At 57.8% G+C, this 16,402-nt stretch carries 17 protein-coding genes and 1 riboswitch; of the genes, 13 read left to right on the top strand and 4 right to left on the bottom strand.

The features are described from left to right. Window positions 1-231: 231 nt before the first annotated feature. The 3 genes from ACO0LO_RS18645 (at window position 232) to ACO0LO_RS18635 (ending at window position 3,226) form a co-directional block, all read left to right on the top strand. Entirely contained in the window at window positions 232-1,548 is a 1,317-nt protein-coding gene (locus ACO0LO_RS18645) for a hypothetical protein (RefSeq protein WP_422966174.1), read from the top strand. Window positions 1,549-1,687: 139 nt separating this feature from the next. Continuing rightward, window positions 1,688-2,209, top strand: coding sequence for a GNAT family N-acetyltransferase (locus ACO0LO_RS18640; protein WP_422966172.1), 522 nt, complete (start codon window positions 1,688-1,690; stop codon window positions 2,207-2,209). Window positions 2,210-2,851: 642 nt separating this feature from the next. Beyond that, entirely contained in the window at window positions 2,852-3,226 is a 375-nt protein-coding gene (locus ACO0LO_RS18635; protein WP_422966171.1) for a hypothetical protein, read from the top strand. A 28-nt stretch (window positions 3,227-3,254) separates the two neighbouring features. Here the strand turns inward: ACO0LO_RS18635 and ACO0LO_RS18630 are convergent, their stop codons facing one another. Genes ACO0LO_RS18630 through ACO0LO_RS18620 form a run of 3 tightly spaced genes read right to left on the bottom strand, consistent with a single transcriptional unit; the run spans window position 3,255 to window position 4,893 of the window. Continuing rightward, window positions 3,255-3,728, bottom strand: a complete 474-nt coding sequence (locus tag ACO0LO_RS18630) for a hypothetical protein (RefSeq protein ID WP_422966169.1) — start codon at window positions 3,726-3,728, stop codon at window positions 3,255-3,257. Window positions 3,729-3,769: 41 nt separating this feature from the next. Further along, complete coding sequence (locus ACO0LO_RS18625; RefSeq protein ID WP_422966167.1) at window positions 3,770-4,156, bottom strand: 2OG-Fe(II) oxygenase; 387 nt, start codon at window positions 4,154-4,156, stop codon at window positions 3,770-3,772. A 20-nt stretch (window positions 4,157-4,176) separates the two neighbouring features. Further along, window positions 4,177-4,893 (bottom strand): LexA family transcriptional regulator, encoded by a 717-nt coding sequence (locus tag ACO0LO_RS18620; RefSeq protein ID WP_422966166.1) that lies wholly within the window; start codon window positions 4,891-4,893, stop codon window positions 4,177-4,179. A gap of 246 nt (window positions 4,894-5,139) precedes the next feature. On the opposite strand from ACO0LO_RS18620, the gene ACO0LO_RS18615 reads away from it, so the two are divergent. The 7 genes from ACO0LO_RS18615 (at window position 5,140) to ACO0LO_RS18585 (ending at window position 11,870) form a co-directional block, all read left to right on the top strand. Continuing rightward, window positions 5,140-5,427: a helix-turn-helix domain-containing protein gene (locus ACO0LO_RS18615; RefSeq protein ID WP_422966164.1), complete on the top strand. Its 288-nt coding sequence runs from the start codon at window positions 5,140-5,142 to the stop codon at window positions 5,425-5,427. Then, window positions 5,424-5,978 carry a hypothetical protein gene (locus tag ACO0LO_RS18610; protein WP_422966162.1) on the top strand — a complete coding sequence of 185 codons (555 nt, stop codon included), beginning with the start codon at window positions 5,424-5,426 and terminating at the stop codon, window positions 5,976-5,978. The genes ACO0LO_RS18615 and ACO0LO_RS18610 overlap by 4 nt, the downstream gene beginning before the upstream one ends. Beyond that, a complete protein-coding gene (locus tag ACO0LO_RS18605; RefSeq protein ID WP_422966160.1) occupies window positions 5,975-7,066 on the top strand; it encodes a hypothetical protein in 1,092 nt (363 codons plus the stop codon). Before ACO0LO_RS18610 ends, ACO0LO_RS18605 begins: the two co-directional genes overlap by 4 nt. A gap of 291 nt (window positions 7,067-7,357) precedes the next feature. After that, window positions 7,358-8,728 (top strand): replicative DNA helicase, encoded by a 1,371-nt coding sequence (dnaB, locus tag ACO0LO_RS18600; RefSeq protein WP_422966158.1) that lies wholly within the window; start codon window positions 7,358-7,360, stop codon window positions 8,726-8,728. Window positions 8,729-8,848: 120 nt separating this feature from the next. Continuing rightward, complete coding sequence (locus ACO0LO_RS18595; protein ID WP_422966156.1) at window positions 8,849-9,553, top strand: hypothetical protein; 705 nt, start codon at window positions 8,849-8,851, stop codon at window positions 9,551-9,553. Between the two features lie 18 nt (window positions 9,554-9,571). Further along, window positions 9,572-10,318, top strand: a complete 747-nt coding sequence (locus ACO0LO_RS18590; RefSeq protein WP_422966154.1) for a hypothetical protein — start codon at window positions 9,572-9,574, stop codon at window positions 10,316-10,318. A gap of 77 nt (window positions 10,319-10,395) precedes the next feature. Then, window positions 10,396-10,479: riboswitch (Fluoride riboswitch) on the top strand. Between the two features lie 80 nt (window positions 10,480-10,559). Beyond that, complete coding sequence (locus ACO0LO_RS18585; protein ID WP_422966152.1) at window positions 10,560-11,870, top strand: voltage-gated chloride channel family protein; 1,311 nt, start codon at window positions 10,560-10,562, stop codon at window positions 11,868-11,870. Window positions 11,871-12,195: 325 nt separating this feature from the next. Here ACO0LO_RS18585 and ACO0LO_RS18580 read toward each other — a convergent pair whose 3' ends face one another. Then, window positions 12,196-12,789, bottom strand: a complete 594-nt coding sequence (locus ACO0LO_RS18580) for a TetR/AcrR family transcriptional regulator (RefSeq protein WP_422966150.1) — start codon at window positions 12,787-12,789, stop codon at window positions 12,196-12,198. A 461-nt stretch (window positions 12,790-13,250) separates the two neighbouring features. Here ACO0LO_RS18580 and ACO0LO_RS18575 point away from each other — a divergent pair, with 461 nt between their 5' ends. The 3 genes from ACO0LO_RS18575 (at window position 13,251) to ACO0LO_RS18565 (ending at window position 16,265) form a co-directional block, all read left to right on the top strand. After that, window positions 13,251-14,048: an alpha/beta hydrolase gene (locus ACO0LO_RS18575; RefSeq protein ID WP_422966148.1), complete on the top strand. Its 798-nt coding sequence runs from the start codon at window positions 13,251-13,253 to the stop codon at window positions 14,046-14,048. Between the two features lie 115 nt (window positions 14,049-14,163). Further along, on the top strand, window positions 14,164-14,847 hold the full coding sequence (locus ACO0LO_RS18570) for a heavy metal response regulator transcription factor (protein WP_422966146.1): 684 nt from the start codon (window positions 14,164-14,166) through the stop codon (window positions 14,845-14,847). After that, a complete protein-coding gene (locus ACO0LO_RS18565) occupies window positions 14,844-16,265 on the top strand; it encodes a heavy metal sensor histidine kinase (protein ID WP_422966144.1) in 1,422 nt (473 codons plus the stop codon). The genes ACO0LO_RS18570 and ACO0LO_RS18565 overlap by 4 nt, the downstream gene beginning before the upstream one ends. Window positions 16,266-16,402 lie beyond the last annotated feature (137 nt).

Genomic DNA, 16,402 nt, shown 5'->3' with positions numbered 1-16,402 from the left:
CTGCGATAGTAGCGGGCTCGATTATCTGGTTTTTTTTAGGTATGCCTTGGCTAGCCAGAAGAAATTTTAGACAGTATGCAGCTCTTTCGGAACCTATTGTCATGGAGCTTAAAGATGACGGGCATCGGGCTGGTGTTGACATTGCGATCATGCTTTCAATGAATACGCCAAGTTGCTGGAAAGTATATTAAAATATATAATTATTTCTTAATATCAATTTTTGGAGGCTCAATGCAACGTTTCATTTTGAGTGCTAGCTTATGTTTTTTCTTAAGTGCGTGCGGCGGTGGAGGGAGCAACTCTGAACCAGTTTCACCGCCTCCGCCTGTGCCAATGTCGTTTGCAATCGGTGGTACGGTTAGCGGACTTGGCAACGCAGGACTAATTCTTGGAAATGGGGGCATTACTTTGGATGTGCCGCCCAATAGCAATAGTTTCACTTTCAAAGATCACGCGCCGACTGGCACGTCCTACCAATTGACGGTGGTACGTCAACCATACGGATTCATTGATGCCTGCACATTAAGCAATGCCTCCGGCATTGTCGGGTCCGCTGATGTGCAAAATATTACTGTGTCCTGTCATCCCGCGCAGGCGATGGTTACTGGATTTGCAGGTCAAGAGGACGTCGGTGGCGTCGTGGTTGGAACTGGCATAGGTGTGAGCCCGGTTGCATTTGCGATGGATCTATCGGGGAATGTTTACATAAGCGACGACTATTCTTATGTAATTCGCAAATTATCAGCTTCTGGACAACTCTCGGTTTTGGCAGGTGCTGGTTTTCCAGGCTATGCCGATGGCAATGGTAGTGCGGCGAAGTTCAACGGTGCAGGAAGCATGGTCACGGACTCGTCAGGAAACCTCTATGTAACCGATCTATATAACCATGCGATACGCAAGATCGGCCCTGATGGTACCGTGACGACGCTTGCAGGAAATGGCAAAGCGGGTGACATGGACGGGAAGGGGACTGAGGCCCAGTTTAATCTCCCCCAAGGCTTAGCGATTGATGCGACTGGTAACCTTTTTGTCAGCGAACCACAAAGTGGCTTGATCCGAAAAGTCACACCCGACGGAATTGTGTCGACTTTCGCCGGTGGTCCTCAATGCTGTTACGCCAATGGCAACGGAAATCTGCTCTCGCTGAATGCATTGACCATCGATTCATCGGGAAATCTGTACGGCGTGGATACTACCAATGACTTGGTAATAAAGATTACCCCAAGCAAGGTCGTGACCATTCTTGCCGGAAGTGGATACAGCGCCAATTCTGTTGACGGTACAGGCACAAAGGCAAGCTTTTTTAATCCGAATAGTATTGCTGTTGATGCAACGGGAATGCTTTACGTTGCCGAGAATCAGTTGGTCCGCAAAATTACGCGCGACGGTGTTGTCACAACATTGGCAGGCGGTGGCTCATCTCTTAACAATACAGGGATAGGACCTACCGTTAAGTTCAGTGCAGTCAGCGACATCAAGATTGATCAGCTAGGCAACGTTTATGTCCTGGGCGGAGGGCGGTACATTCGAAAAATCAGCTCCCAGTAGGCTTGTAGAAGGCTCGATACGCCGGACTTCATCGCCTTTGCATTTCGCATTAGCTTGTGTGCAAATAATTCGCTGAGGCTGATTTCGGCCAACAAAAGACGGTCAATCACCACTAACAAGTTAAATGATAGATTACCCCATGAATCACGCGTTCACCACGTCCGTCCAGCATCTTCAGACGGAACGACTTACGCTTCGTGAATATCGGCGCGAGGACTTCGACGTATTTGCGGACCATTTGATGAATTCTGAAAGCTCGGTTCACTTGGGCTCGTCTGACCGTCAAATGGCTTGGCGAATCTTCAGTTCACATGCTGGATTATGGCTCATACATGGCGCGGGTTGGTGGGCTATAGAGAATAGGCAAACTGGCCAACTCGTCGGCAATGTTGGAGCTTTCTTCCGCGAGGAATCAACTGAGATGGAGATGGGCTGGAATACTTATCGACCGTTCTGGGGCCAAGGAATCGCAAATGAAGCAGCGGCGGCAGTCTTGAATTATGCGTTCGAGACTCGACGCGAGCCGAAAGTTCGGGCTCTCATCGCTTCTGCCAATAAATCATCGCTCCGTGTTGCCGAGCGCCTTGGAATGACTTACGAGACCGAAACTGAGTTGTACGGCAAAGTAATCGGCAGTTACACGCTTGAGCGCGAACGCTGAATCCTTAAATATAAAAAAGACGGAATTCTGCTTCGTTCCGTCCCCTTTGGTGAGGCCCCTGTCGGCCAGGAGCAGACACTTGCTTATTGCTCGAATCCGATATTGCTTTATCAACTTGTCCGTGGCAGCATTCGGCTGTAGTTCTATCATTCGACTTTCCGCGAGCATCATCAGCCAACCATATTAATTCTGTTTAACTTCGAAGGTCACAATGCTTAAGTTGTATTTTGTTGCCTGCGTAGCGGCCAGCTTGCTATTTCTTGCGCACGCGGTGTTCTCCCCTTTCTATGAGATAGGTAATTTGGTTTTTCTGTCGCCAGTTGTCTTCGCCGTAGTTTCAGGACTCTTCATTGCCATCCTGGTTCGACAACGGTGGAGTTGGCGTTGGGTGTTTATTGGTCGTGGGCGTGGGTCTTCATCAGTGTGATGTTTCCGCCCACTCCAGTTCACTTCGGCACAATGACGACGTTTGCGCGTACTCTGGTAGGTACAGAAGTGCTTGTCTGCGTGGTGGTGTTTTTCTGTATGCGTCTCCCCACCGTAAAAAGCTGGTTCAATGAGACATCAGAGAGCTAAATTTCTTGCGGGACGCTAGTTGACCAGAGTCGGCCAAAACTAGACTGTGCAACCTGATTACTATTTATGCGTGAATTTGATAAAAAAATGCTTCAAGCATACAAGCGGCTGAATATCAAAGTTGGGGATATTTTCGAGAGCTGCAACTATCATCCTGTGCTTTGTCTTGGTGTTGACTATAAAGCAGATCAAATTTGGGGGATTTCCCTGATAGACGGTACTCACCCTCAATGCTGTAGCCTGGTGCACTGTGGCATAAAAAGATTATCGCCAAAGCAGGCATGGAAAATTAAAACTTGCGGCCCGTTGGATTTGGAAGTCCGAGATAGCTTTTCAAGCGAGAACAGATGGTGGAATATAGGTACCGAAAACACCGAGTTTCGAGTTCGTTTTTCGGGGCCCCGCAAGCAAGACAAAAAAGAGACAGGTGACGGGAACTAATGCTGAATTCCGCCAGAAGCAGACCTTATCAAAAACGAGCCAATAACTTGACTGTCCTTTTGCAGCACTTTACCGCCAGCACGCCGTTGGCTACCATCAGCGTAAAGTCGGTCGCAAAGATAAACAGCATGGGGCCGCTGAGCACCGGCCATAGCGATTCTCCCTGCCTGCCGCCGCGCATTGCCACCGGCAGGTTGAACACGAACTGGCTGGCGTGGGCGATGGCAAACACGCCTGCGAACAACGCCATTTGCCGCGCATCCGGGAAGAGCGCGCGGTTTGTCAGCAGCAGGGCGGCAAAGGCGGCGAACGCAAAGTTCATTCCGCCCAAGAAGCGCACCGATGCCGACACCGTGCTGAACAGCGGCGAGCTGCGTGCTGATTTCGGCACCAGCATCCTTGCCGCCGTGTCCGGCGTCAGGCTAAAATAGCGGAAGGCCGCGCCGAACCATAATAGATTGAGCGTGAAGACGATGCCGATCGCCAGCGGCATGGTAGTCAATGGCACGTCCGATGAATTTATATTATTTGCAAAGCCTGGTTTCAGCCCCGCCGCACCCAGCCTATGCTAAGCACATAGCGTGACCCCCGGTTGACGCGCGTCACGCTGTGCTCGCAGGCGTCCGGCCGGAAATACTTGATGCGCGGCGTCTCGAAAATCGGCGTCTTGCAGACGAACTCGCCGCCCGATGCCGCTTTCTTGACGACGATGTTCAGCCGGTAGTGCGCGCCGATACTCACCTTGTCCACATGCGGCGCAATCTCCGCCCCTTCCGGAAAACGCAGGATATACACATCTAACGGCAGCGGCCACATGCTATGGAGCAGCAGCATCTTGTCGTAGCCGGATTGCTGGCGGCCGCGCTGCCAGCGCAGGGCAGTGCGCAGGTAGGTGCGCAGAAGCGAGGGTTTGCCTGTGCTATCAGCCATTATTGACTCCGTTCAGGCTATCAATACCCGCCCTGCCGGTAAACAAACTTCCCCTTCACCACCAACTGCGCCGATTGCTCGGGCGTGTAGAGCTCGTCCGGGTAGCGGTTTTTGTTGGGGTTGTCGCTGGTGAGCACCAGGCTGCCGTCGGCGCGGCGGTGCACGCGTTTGATGCGCAGGCCGTCCGGCGAATCGATGGCGTAGATCTGGCCGCTGGTGATCTCGGTTTTTTTTGTGTCGAAGATGACGATGTCGCCGTCGATGATGAAGTCGGCCATGCTGTCGCCATACGCATAGATGGCGACCACATCGTCGCGCTTGACGTGGAAGCGGGAGAACCAGCGTTCTTCCTTGATCAGCGGTTCTTTTTCCAGATCTTCGTAATTGTTGAAGCCGCCGCCACAGCTGCCGCTGGCGTGCATGAAGCGGATGGCGCCTGCGCCTTCGTCGCCGCTGTTGCCGGCGTTGATGCGCATGTGCGGCTGCCTGACCTGGGCACTGTCTTCCGCTGCGCTGCCGCGCTGCATGCTGCCGAGGCCTTCGTGCAGCCATTCAAAGCTGACATTGCAGGCGCTGGCGAGCTTGCGCAGGGTTTCCGTTTCCGGGCCCTTGGTGCCGACGGCGTTGAGAATGCGGTTGATGGTGGGCTGGGGTACGCCGGAGGCGCGGGAGAGGGCGCTCTGGGATGCAAAGCCGGCGGCTTGCATGGCGGTTTCTAGTCGCGATGTCAGGGTCATGGCAGTGGGTGGCTTGGGGCCGGTTAGTGGCTGGCGGAAGCAGGCGCCGGGACGGCAAACAAGGGATTTACCCCTGCCTGCCTATTTTTGCGCCGGACGGTTAGCGTCCACTCTCCCTGCCAAGCCGGTTAATCAAAGGGGCTTGTACAACTGAATAATGAAACTATACACGCACGTATAGATTTATGCAAAAATTTATTCAAATATGCATTGAAAAGACTATTCAAACACGTATAGAATGCGTGCATGGATAAGAAAAACACAGCGCCTTCGGCCGCTAAATACCTCGCAGACATCAAGGCCGCCACCGGCCTGAGCGAACCCCGCATCGCCCGGCTGCTGGGCGTGTCGCAACCCACGGTCAACCGCATTGTGCATGGCCAGGGAGACTGCAAAAGCACCACCTGGATGGCTATCGCCGAGTTGCACCGCAAGGTTTGCCGGCGTGCAGTCGCGGACGGGCCGCCGGCAAATTCGACAAATTCGGCAGATGAGGATGCCACACCCACTTCAACCCACAGGATGACACCATGAGCCATACGATGATCAAACGCGACCGCAGCCTTGCGCTGTCGGACGCAGAACACAATGCCGCCTTCCAGCTGTTGCAGCAGGGTTTGCGCGGCGTGGACGGCAAGCACCATGCGCGCTGGCTGCGGTTTTTGCGCGACCTCTTTGCGCTGGAAGAGGGCGAGGTGGCGCAGGTGGGCATCCGCATCCCGCGCAACACTGCCTTCCACCGCCGCCACATGGCGCTGGAGCAGGCCGTATTCGATGCGCAGCAGCGCTTTGCCGAGTTCGAGCAGTTCCGCAACTGGCTGAAGATAGGCGCCGGCCATGTGAACTGGGTGCCCGGCGCCAAGGGCGGCATTGTGCCGCTGCCCAAATCCATTTCCTATGCAGAGCTGGACGACGCTGCCATGCAGCTGGTACATGCTGCGCTGCTCACTTTTTTGCGCGGCCCGCATGCGGCGCGCTATCTGTGGAAGCAGCTGGATGCGCAGCAGGCCGCCGCCAGGATGGAAGAGGTCTTGCAGCCGGCGCTGGCAGCTGTTGTGCCACTGCAGGAGGAGCAAGCGCAATGAGAGGGTATGCAAAGATCGCGCCGAAGTTCTGGATCAGCGGCACCGGCGAAAAATTGCGTGAAGAAGGCTGGCAATCGCAGATGGTGGCGCTGTACCTGATGAGCAGCCCGCAAGCCAATATGACCGGCCTGTATTACGTGCCCAAGCCTTTCATGCTCGCCGAGACCGGGCTGACGCCGGAAAATCTCGCCATCGGCCTGCAGGGCTGCATGCGCTCCGGCTTTTGCCAGTATGACGAAAAATCGCGGATGGTGTGGGTACACGAGATGGCACGTTTCCAGATCGGCGCCCGGTTGAAGCCGCGCGACAAGCGGGCCATCGGCGTGCAAAGCGAGTACGACAGTCTGCCTGACAATCCTTTTTTAAAAGCCTTTTACGACAAGTATGCGGTAGCGCTGTGCATGAGCCGCTGCCGGGGAGTTGAAGAAATTGAGGAGGCGGACGAAGGGCGCGGGAAGGACCTTCCGGGTAGCTTGCAACCAGCTTCGAAGAAGCCCGGAAGCCAAGAGCATGAACAAGAGCAGGATAAAGGTCAAAACCTCGCTAACACTGACGTGTTAGCTGTCGCCAGCGATGCTGGTGACGTGTCGGGAGAGCCCAGGGCTTACGGCAGTGCGCAGGCGGAAATGCCGCCTGTGGCTGCCAGGCCGGCACGCTCTCCATGTGGTGGGGGCAAACGGGCAGCGGCAACAGGCAGCGCTGCAATCTCCGGAACAGCAGGACCGTCCCTTGGCGACAGTGCCCAGAGCACGGCCAAGGAGAAGGACCCGCTACGCGCAGAGACTGCAGCAGCGGCCTGCCCCCACCAGGACATTATCGCGCTGTACCACGCGCTCTTGCCGCAATGCCCGCGAGTGCGCGACTGGACGCATGGCAGGGCTTTGCAATTGCGCACCCGCTGGAACGAAGACCCCGACAGGCAAAACCTGGACTACTGGCGCAACTACTTCACCTACGTGGCCGGCTGCGCCTTCCTGACCGGCAAATCGCAGCTGCCGGGCAAGCGGCCCTTTATCGCCGACCTGGGCTGGCTGACCAAGGCCATCAATTTCGCGAAGGTGAGGGAGCGGCAATATGAAAATTATTGATGAGGGCTATCCAACGGCCGTAGCCTGGGTGGAGCGCAGCGCAACCCGGGGCATGGTTTGTGGGCGAGCCTTTCGGCTTCCGGTCATTGCATGTGCTTTGCGAGTGCCGGCGTCTGCTCTGGCATTCGGGCTTGCTCCCGGATTGCGCTGTGCTCCATCCAGGCTACTTTTCTCTATTTTGGGAGGGAAGGGTCGGCGGGGCTTTGGCGGTGCCGGAAATGTTGGGCTGATAGCCCCTTAGCCCAAGCTGCGAAATTTTGAATGACGACCCTGATGAAAACGAAAGCCCCCATGCCAACTTCCATGCAAACCTCTGTGCCGGCGCCGCACAACATCGAAGCCGAACAAAGCGTGCTCGGCGCGCTGCTGCTGGACAATGATGCGATAGACCGCATCGGCGACCTGCAAGCAGAGCATTTTTACCGCGGCGAACACCGGCTGATCTTCAGCGAGCTGCAGGCGCAGATTGCCGCCGGCAAAAGCTGCGATGTCATCTCGCTGACCGACCTGCTGCGCGACCGCATTGCCGATTGCCTGCCTTACCTGAATTCGCTGGCGCAGAATACGCCTTACTCATCCAACATCGCCCGCTATGCTGGCATCGTGCGGGACCGTGCCATCAAGCGCGGCCTGGTGGCGCTGGGCCGCGAGGTGGCCGACCAGGCCGGCGCCTCGCGCGAAGAAGCCGGCGTGCTGCTGGACCGTGCATCATCCCGGTTGGAGCAACTGGCGGTATCGCGCACCCGGCAAGAGCCGGTGAAGGCGGGCGCCGACCTGTACCGCCACATCGAAGAACTGGAGCGCCGGCGCGAAGGCGGTAGCCGCGCCATCTCCACCGGCTTTGCCGATGTGGATGACAAGCTCAGCGGCGGCCTGCGCGGCGGCGAACTGGTGGTGCTGGCCGCGCGCCCCAAGATGGGCAAGACCGCCTTTGCGCTGAACATGGCCTGCAACATCGCCCACGACCATAGCGTGCTGGTGCTGTCGATGGAAATGCCGCGCACGCAGCTGCACGACCGCAACCTCGCCAGCACCGGCCATATCCCATTGGCCCACCTGCTGCAGCCCAATGCCATGACGGATGAGGACTGGACCAATCTCACCGCCGCCATCGCCCGCATAGACGCCATGCAGCTCTACCTGGACGACCAGGGTGGCCTGCGCCTGCTGGATGTGCGCATGAAGGCCAAGACCATCAAGCGCCGCCACGGCCTGGAGGTGATGGTCATCGACTACCTGCAATTGATGGAAGGCGAAGGCGACAACCGCAACGCCCAGATAGAAGGCATCACCCGCGGCCTGAAGGCGCTGGCCAAGGAGCTCGACATCGCCATCGTCCTGCTCAGCCAGCTCAACCGCGAGCTGGAAAAGCGTCCCAACAAGCGTCCGCAGGCCAGCGACCTGCGCGATTCCGGCGCCATAGAACAGGATGCCGATGCCGTCATCTTTCTTTACCGCGATGAAGTTTATCACCCCGACAGCATGGACCGCGGCATCTGCGAGGTCGATGTCGCGCTGTGCCGCCAGGGTGCACCCGGCCGCGCGGCACTGGCCTACATCGGCGCGCAGACCCGGTTCCAGAACCTGCTGCAGCGCCATCAGTTCAGCAACGCTCCGGCAGGCGCCGCGCACAGGCAGCGCCTGCTGGCCGAGCAATTATGAGCAATGTGCGGGACAACGGCGTCAATCCCCAACAAAAATAATTTCCTCCAAGGCATTATTTGGATTGAAAATTAGTTATTATTTTAAATATTCACTTTAATAATTTAATTGGAGTTCACTTTGCACCAATCTCTATCCGGGTTTTTAAAAAAATGGCCGCAATGGCTGATTGCCCTGGCAGGTGCATTGCTGCTGGCAAGTGCAGCCCACGCAAAAGAAGTGAAGCTGGAAGGTATGGCATTCTTAAAGGCCAGAGAAATTATTTTGGCCAACGGCTGGCTGCCCCTCAAGACGCGGCAAGATGCCACGCTGAGCGGCGTCGCAGTGCCTGAGCTGGATGAGTGCCCGGCGGCGCTTGCAGGCTGCGGTTTTAACTACATCAAGGGCAAGGAATGTCTTTGGATATTTGCACGGGATATACGGCTGAGGAAAATGAGGGTTGAAAGTATTTCTGATGAATGCCCAAAGGAAGCCGGCATCCCTGTCGATCATCCGAAAGCGATTGTCTTACCCGTGAAAGCGAAGGGCGGTCCATGGGAGCCTGAAGAGGATATGCGGTTTACCCAGGCCAGGAAGCAGATACTGGCACACGGCTGGACACCGATCAACATGGCGCGCCGCGACCCGGAAATCAGCTATGACTCGCATGAAAAAAGAATTGTTGCGCTTGGCTGGCGCGAGCTAGAGTCTTGCTCTTTAGATGCCGGAGTACTCTGCCTGTTCTATTATGAAAAGAAGAAGCAATGCATGAGCGTTACCACAATAGGCGAACGCATCAATGATATGGAAGTAGTTGGCTCGACTACCGAATGCCCGTCGAAGTGAGGAAGTGAGAGATACACTGTGAAGGAGCTCATCTTGTATTTGTCTTTATCCGGTCTCACGCAACAATGGCGGCAAATGCTGGTTGCCGTGATGGGAATCTTGCTGCTGGCAAGTGCTGCCCAGGCACAAGAATTGGTGCTGAAGGGCCAGCCATTCCTGCAAGCGAGGGAGTTGATTTTGGCAGACGGCTGGCTGCCGCTGCGGTTCGTGAAAGAAGAAGACTCCATCTTTAGAGAGGGCAAGTGGCAGGCTGCCGTGCCTGAATGGGATGGCTGTCCTGCGGCTTTTAACGGTTGCTTCTTTAACTATATCAAAGAAAAGCAGTGCCTTCGGCTCTTTGTATGGGACACGCGCCTGACAAAGATGAAAGTGATAGAAGTTTTTTACGAATGCCCTGGGGTGGGCGGCGTACCGGTAAGCGATGCGAAACCTGTCGTGGCCCCCCGAAAAGCGAAGGGCGACCCCTGGGAGCCGGAGGAAGATATGCCCTTTGCCGAGGCCAGGAAGCAGATACTGGCGCACGGCTGGAAACCGGTTGACATGGTGGCGCGCAACGAGCGGGGGCATGAATTCGAATGGCTGGAGCGGCAAATCATTGCCCGCGGATGGCGTGAAATGGAATTTTGCACGGCGTCCGGCAGATCGGACTGCACGTTCTACTACACAAAAAAGAAGGAGTGCATGGCTGTTGTTGCGACAGGAGAGCGTATCAAGGATATGAAGGTAGACATCTGGGTTGACGAATGTCCGGACCCGAAGCGCTGATGTCCTGTCAGGCTTGGGCGTATTCACCTCAGCGCGCGATGATTTGCCCGCCGCAATAAAGTTTGCTAATATCTTGGCTGCAACAGGGAGATGGCATTCCTCCCGGCATTCCTGCCAAACCGCCGCCCGCATGCCGGGCTGCCGATGATGCCTACAGACGTTCCTGGTTGTCGGGAAGCTGTAGGCTATTCTTTTTCCGCTTGCCCACCAGGTATTCACAACATTTAATCTGGCAGGCCTGATGAAATTTTCTGCTTCTTCCGAACAAATCGATCTGCTGCCCTATATGGCCAGATGGCTGCTGCTGGCCGCCGCGGTTGCGGTATTGGCGGGCAGCGCTTCCGCTTTTTTCCTGTTTTCGCTGGAATGGGCTACGGCATGGCGCGAAGCGCATCCCTGGCTGATCTGGCTGCTGCCGCTGGCCGGGTTTGCTGTGGGCTGGGTGTATCTGCGCTTTGGCAAGAGCGTGGAGGCCGGCAACAACCTGCTGATCGACGAGATCCATGATCCCAAGAACGTGATCCCGCTGCGCATGGTGCCGCTGGTGCTGGGCGGGACCATTGTCTCGCACCTGTTCGGCGCGTCGGTGGGGCGTGAAGGCACGGCGGTGCAGATGGGCGGCGCGCTGGCGGACCAGCTCACGCGGGTGCTGCGCCGGCCGCCGGCAGAATTGCAGCAGCAACGCCGCCTGCTGATCATGGCAGGCATCAGCGCCGGCTTTGCCTCGGTGTTCGGCACGCCGCTGGCGGGCGCCATCTTCGGGCTGGAAGTGCTGGCCATAGGCCGCATGCGCTACGACGCCATACTGCCTTGCTTCATCGCTGCCATCGTCGCCGACCAGGTCGGCCTGTGGTGGGGCGTGCACCATACCCACTATGTGCTGAGCCAGATTCCTTCCATCACGCTGTGGGGCCTGCTGGCGGTGCTGGCGGCCGGCATGCTCTTCGGCCTGGCCGGCATGCTGTTTGCCAAAACCACGCACGGCCTGTCGGCCTTCATGAAAAAACGCATCGCCTACGCGCCGCTGCGCCCCTTTATCGGCGGCGCGGTGGTGGCGCTGGCAATATGGGCGGTGGGCACGCAGCGCTATGTCGGCCTGGGCATACCGGTGATCGTGGAAACCTTCCAGCATCCGCTGCCATGGAGCGATTTCGCCGGCAAATTCGCTTTCACGGTGGCCTCGCTGGGCACTGGTTTCAAGGGCGGCGAGGTCACGCCGCTGTTCTACATCGGCGCTACGTTGGGCAATGCACTGGCGCCGCTGCTGCAGCTGCCGTTTTCCACGCTGGCCGCGCTGGGTTTTGTCGCCGTCTTCGCCGGCGCCGCCAACACCCCCATTGCCTCCACGGTCATGGCGATAGAACTCTTCGGCCCCGCCATCGGCCCCTACGCCGCCATCGCCTGCGTCATCAGCTACCTGTTCTCCGGCCACACCGGCATCTACCGCGCGCAACGCGTAGGGCAGGGCAAGTACCGGCGCATGCCGGAAGAGCTGCAATCAGTGCGGTTGGGGGATGTGGATGCGCATCGCAAAGAGGAAGACAAAGGGTAAGGGCGTGGCGCTTTCCAAAAAAAGAGAGAAGTAGCCTGGATGCAGCGCAGCGAAATCCGGGAGCGAAACGAGGACATTGAAAAATGGCCGCCGCATGCGCAATATCCATGATGATCGAAAGCCGAAAGGCTCACTCACGAGCAATGCCCCGGGTTGCGCTGCATTCCAGCCAGGATTCGTAGGTTGGGCAAAAGCTTTACCTGCCCAACACTCAGCGTTCGCATACAGGCCATGTTCGGGTTATGCATGCATGTTGGGCTGATACAGCGTTAGCCCAACCTACGATACTGCGCTATTGACACCCTACGATTTTACGATTCCGGGGCTATTTCTTCCCCAACCCACCCGCTTCATCCACCAGTTCCCGCATGCCCTGCAGTACCTTCTTGGAAAGGGCGGGGTTGGATTTTTGCGTGGCCCGTGCCATTGCCACGCCGCCTATCAGCGCGGCGACGAGGGCGAGGCCGCGGCTGCTGGAATCCAGTTCGGGCCGGGCCTGGGCCACGTGGTTTTCAAAGGCCCTGACCATTTCCAGATAGCCTTCGGTGAAGCTGGCGCTGACGTCTTCATCCTGCCGGCCGATTTCGCTGGCGGAAGCGGCCATGGCGCAGTGGCCGCCGAGGTTGTCGCGCTGCCGGGTGGACAGGTAATAATCCAGAAAGGCGTCAAGATCCGGCGCTTCATCCGCCGATTTACCGTACAGCTTTTTGTTGGCCAGCTCCAGCCCCAGGGCCAGCGCTTCGGCGGCCAGCGCGCTCTTGGAAGGGAAGTGCGCATACAGCGCGCCATGCGTCAGGCCGGCTTCCTTGCTGATTTCGGCCACGCCGACGCCGTCTATGCCTTTTTCCCGGAACAGCTTGCTCGCCGCCTTGACCAGCGCGGCCCGGTTTGCATCCGATTGTTCTTTCGATACCTTCATGTTGATCCTCGTGCAAAAAGCCTGGTCTGGCTGCCTTCGTTCATTTCTACGGTGTTCACTGATTAGTTTTCACTTATTCGCTGCCACTCATTTGCCACCACTCATTTGCCACCACTCATTTGCCACCATTATATGCGGCCTTCCGTTGCGGCGGAGGACAGGCAGCCTTGATCTATCTGTCGGAAACGGGGTCAACCGCAGGGCGCCGTTATGCTTGTTGATCGAAACGCAATAAATGTGGTCGAAATTAAAATGAACGGCCATCTTCCCTGTTGCTTAACATAAAAAAACCTTGCTCCTGGCACCGCTGGCTACCTTGGTTAGGGCGGATAACCGGCGGGCGCCACGAGAATTGTCATTTTTTTGTAATCTCTCCGTCATGGAGCTGTTGGAGGCCGGTGCGCATACTACGTCAACACTGTAGCAAACCCGTAAATCCTAAAAAACCTCAAGGAGTAATCATGAAAACCTCTTTCAACGCCAAACGCGCCGTCGCTGTTTCCGCTTCTGTCATCACCTCCGCCTTGCTGCTGGCTTTTGCCGCTGCGCCTGCCTCTGCGGCCCCGGCTTCCGAGGCAGCAGTGAAGAACATTGTGCTGGTGCACGGCCAGTTTGCCGATGCCTCCGGCTGGAAACCTGTGTATGACATCCTCACCAAGGATGGTTATAACGTCAATATGGTGCAGGAACCGTTGACATCGATGGAAGAGGACGTTGCCGCCACGGTGCGCGTGCTGGCACGCCAGCCGGGCCCGGTGATCCTGGTAGGCCATAGCTATGGCGGCGCGGTCATCACGCAGGCCGGCACCGATTCGCATGTGGCGGGCCTGGTGTATATCGCTGCCCATGCGCCGGATGCCGGCGAATCCACTGCCAGCAACAAGAACAAGATCCCCGGCCAGATCCGCACCGTGACCACGCCGGACGGCTTCGTCTTTGTCGATCCTGCGCATTTCCGTGAAGATTTTGCTGCCGATTTGCCGGCCGACCAGGCAGAGTTCATGGCGCGCTCGCAAATGCCGCCTGCCGCCAAAGTGAACACCACGCTGATCACCAACCCTGCATGGCGCGTCAAGCCCAGCTGGTACATGGTGGCAAGGCAAGACCGTGCCATCAATCCTGACCTGGAACGCATGTACGCTGCCCGCGCCCACAGCCACACCGTGGAAGTGGACGGCGCCCACACCATCTATATCTCACGCGCCAAGGAAGTGGCCGCGATGATAGAAGACGCCGCGCAAAACGCCGGCAAGCAGTAATGCTGCTCCCGGCGGGGCCTGTCGGGCCCTACTGGGATAAAATCCTTTACAAAGCACTATGCAGCGATGCAACATTGAACCAATCTGTACATCAGCGCACAACCGGGGTAAAGCAATGAGAATCCTTGTCATCGAAGACGAGCCTAAAACCAGCGAATACCTGCGCAACGGGCTGACTGAATCCGGCTATGTGGTGGATGTGGCCCATAACGGCAGCGACGGCCTGCACATGGCGCAGGAGCTGCGCTACGACCTCATCGTGCTGGACGTGATGATGCCCGGCATGGACGGCTGGGAAGTGATGCGCCGCCTGCGGCTGGACGGCAAGGAAGCCGACACGCCGGTGCTGTTCCTCACCGCGCGCGGCACGCTGGAAGACCGCCTGAAAGGGCTGGAACTGGGTGCGGACGATTACCTCGTCAAGCCATTCTCTTTTGCCGAGCTGCTGGCGCGCGTAAAGATCGTGCTGCGCCGGGGCACCCAGGTAAGGCAGGAAGATACGCTGGAAATTGCCGACCTGCAGATCGACGTGCCCAAGCGCCGCGTGGTCCGCGCCGGTGCCCGCATCACGCTGACCAACAAGGAATTTGCGCTGCTGCATTTCTTCATGCTGAACCAGGGGCAGGTGCTGTCGCGCTCGCTGATCGCCTCGCGGGTGTGGGACATGAATTTTGACAGCGACACCAATGTCGTGGACGTGGCCGTGCGCCGCCTGCGCAAGAAGATAGACGAACCTTTTCCCGTTCCCCTGATCCACACCGTGCATGGCGTGGGCTACCGCTGCGAAGTGGAATCATGAGCCTGCTGCTGCCACGCCATTCGCTGATTGCCCGCCTGGCGCTGCTGTTTGCGCTGTTGTCGTTTACGGTGCTGGCAGCGGTCGGCCTCACGCTGTACACCGCGCTGGAAGCGCAGCTGATCCAGCGCGACGATGCGGCGCTGGTCTCGCGCATCGACCAGATCCGCACGCTGCTGAAAGACGTGGATCTGCTGGACATGATCCACCAGAAGCCGGAACTGTTCGGCAACATGCTGGGCAACCGCGAAGCGCTGCTGGTGCTGAAATTCCCTGGCCAGGCACCGCTGCTGGAAGTGAACCCCGGCCGCATCAATGTGCCCGAGGTCGCCTCTGCCGAACCCAGTGCCGTACTGTCATTGGCTGCCGTGCGCCACACGGTGGAAAACGGCACGCCTTTCATTCTGGTGTCCGCCTCCGCCCAGACGTCCGATCCGCAATATGCCGGCCAGGCCTTGCAGATCACCACCGGCCGCATGCTCACCGAACGCACCCGCATGCTGCAAGCCTATCGCAACTACATTTTGCTGGTAGCCGGCTGCGCCGCCTTGCTGACTTCCTTCCTGGCCTACTGGGTCGCCCGCCGCGGCCTGCTGCCGTTGAGGCTGCTGGCACAGCAGACCGGCGCCATCGGCATCCGCAACCTGTCCACCCGCATCGACAGCCGCGGCGCGCCGCGCGAACTGCTGCCGCTGATAGACGGCTTCAACGCCATGCTGGACAGGCTGGAAACCAGCTTCGCCCAGTTGAGCCAGGTGTCCGCCGACATGGCGCACGACCTGCGCACGCCCATCGGCAACCTGCTGGGCCAGACCGAAGTCGCCCTCGGCCAGCGCCGCAGCACCGAATATTACGAACAGCTGCTGGGTTCCAATTTTGAGGAACTGCAACGCCTGTCGCGCATGACGGACAACATGCTGTTCCTGGCCCGCGCCGAACATGCAGACCACGCAATAGAACGCAAGGCGCTGGATGTGGCCGACGAACTGGAACGCATCGTCGAATACTTCGAAGGCTTGGCCGAAGAGCGCGACATCCGCATCAGCTTCCAGGGCCAGGGCACCGTCTGCGCCGACCCGGACCTGCTGCGCCGCGCACTTGCCAACCTGCTGTCCAACGCTGTGCGTTATGCCGATGCCGGCACAGAGATCACGCTGACAGCACAACAGGATGCCGTCGGCACCACGCTGGAAGTCGACAACAAAGGCCCGACGATAGAGCCGCACCACCTCACCCGCCTGTTCGACCGCTTCTACCGCGCCGACGCCTCCCGCAGAGGCTCCTCCGACGCCAGCGGCCTGGGCCTGTCCATCGTCCGCAGCATCATGCTGCTGCACCAGGGCACGTGGAAGGCCGCCAGCAGCGAAGGGAATACACGTTTTACATTGTTTTTTCCGGCGGTAGATGGCAAGACGGAGTGAATATATATTTGCAGCGCCCCAGCGTTGAGTAGTGTCCGAGAAAATTTGCCGCTGCTTGCACGGAGTAAATCAAAATTAATTGCTTGGCGGCGCCAAAAATTAGTTTGAGCATTGAGAGCTCACAGCAGCAAAAGGGA

This window comes from Undibacterium sp. TJN25 (assembly GCF_049339885.1).
Classification (GTDB): Bacteria; Pseudomonadota; Gammaproteobacteria; order Burkholderiales; family Burkholderiaceae_D; genus Undibacterium.
Note: the sequence above shows the minus strand (reverse complement) of the source record. Positions and strands in the feature narration are given on the sequence as shown.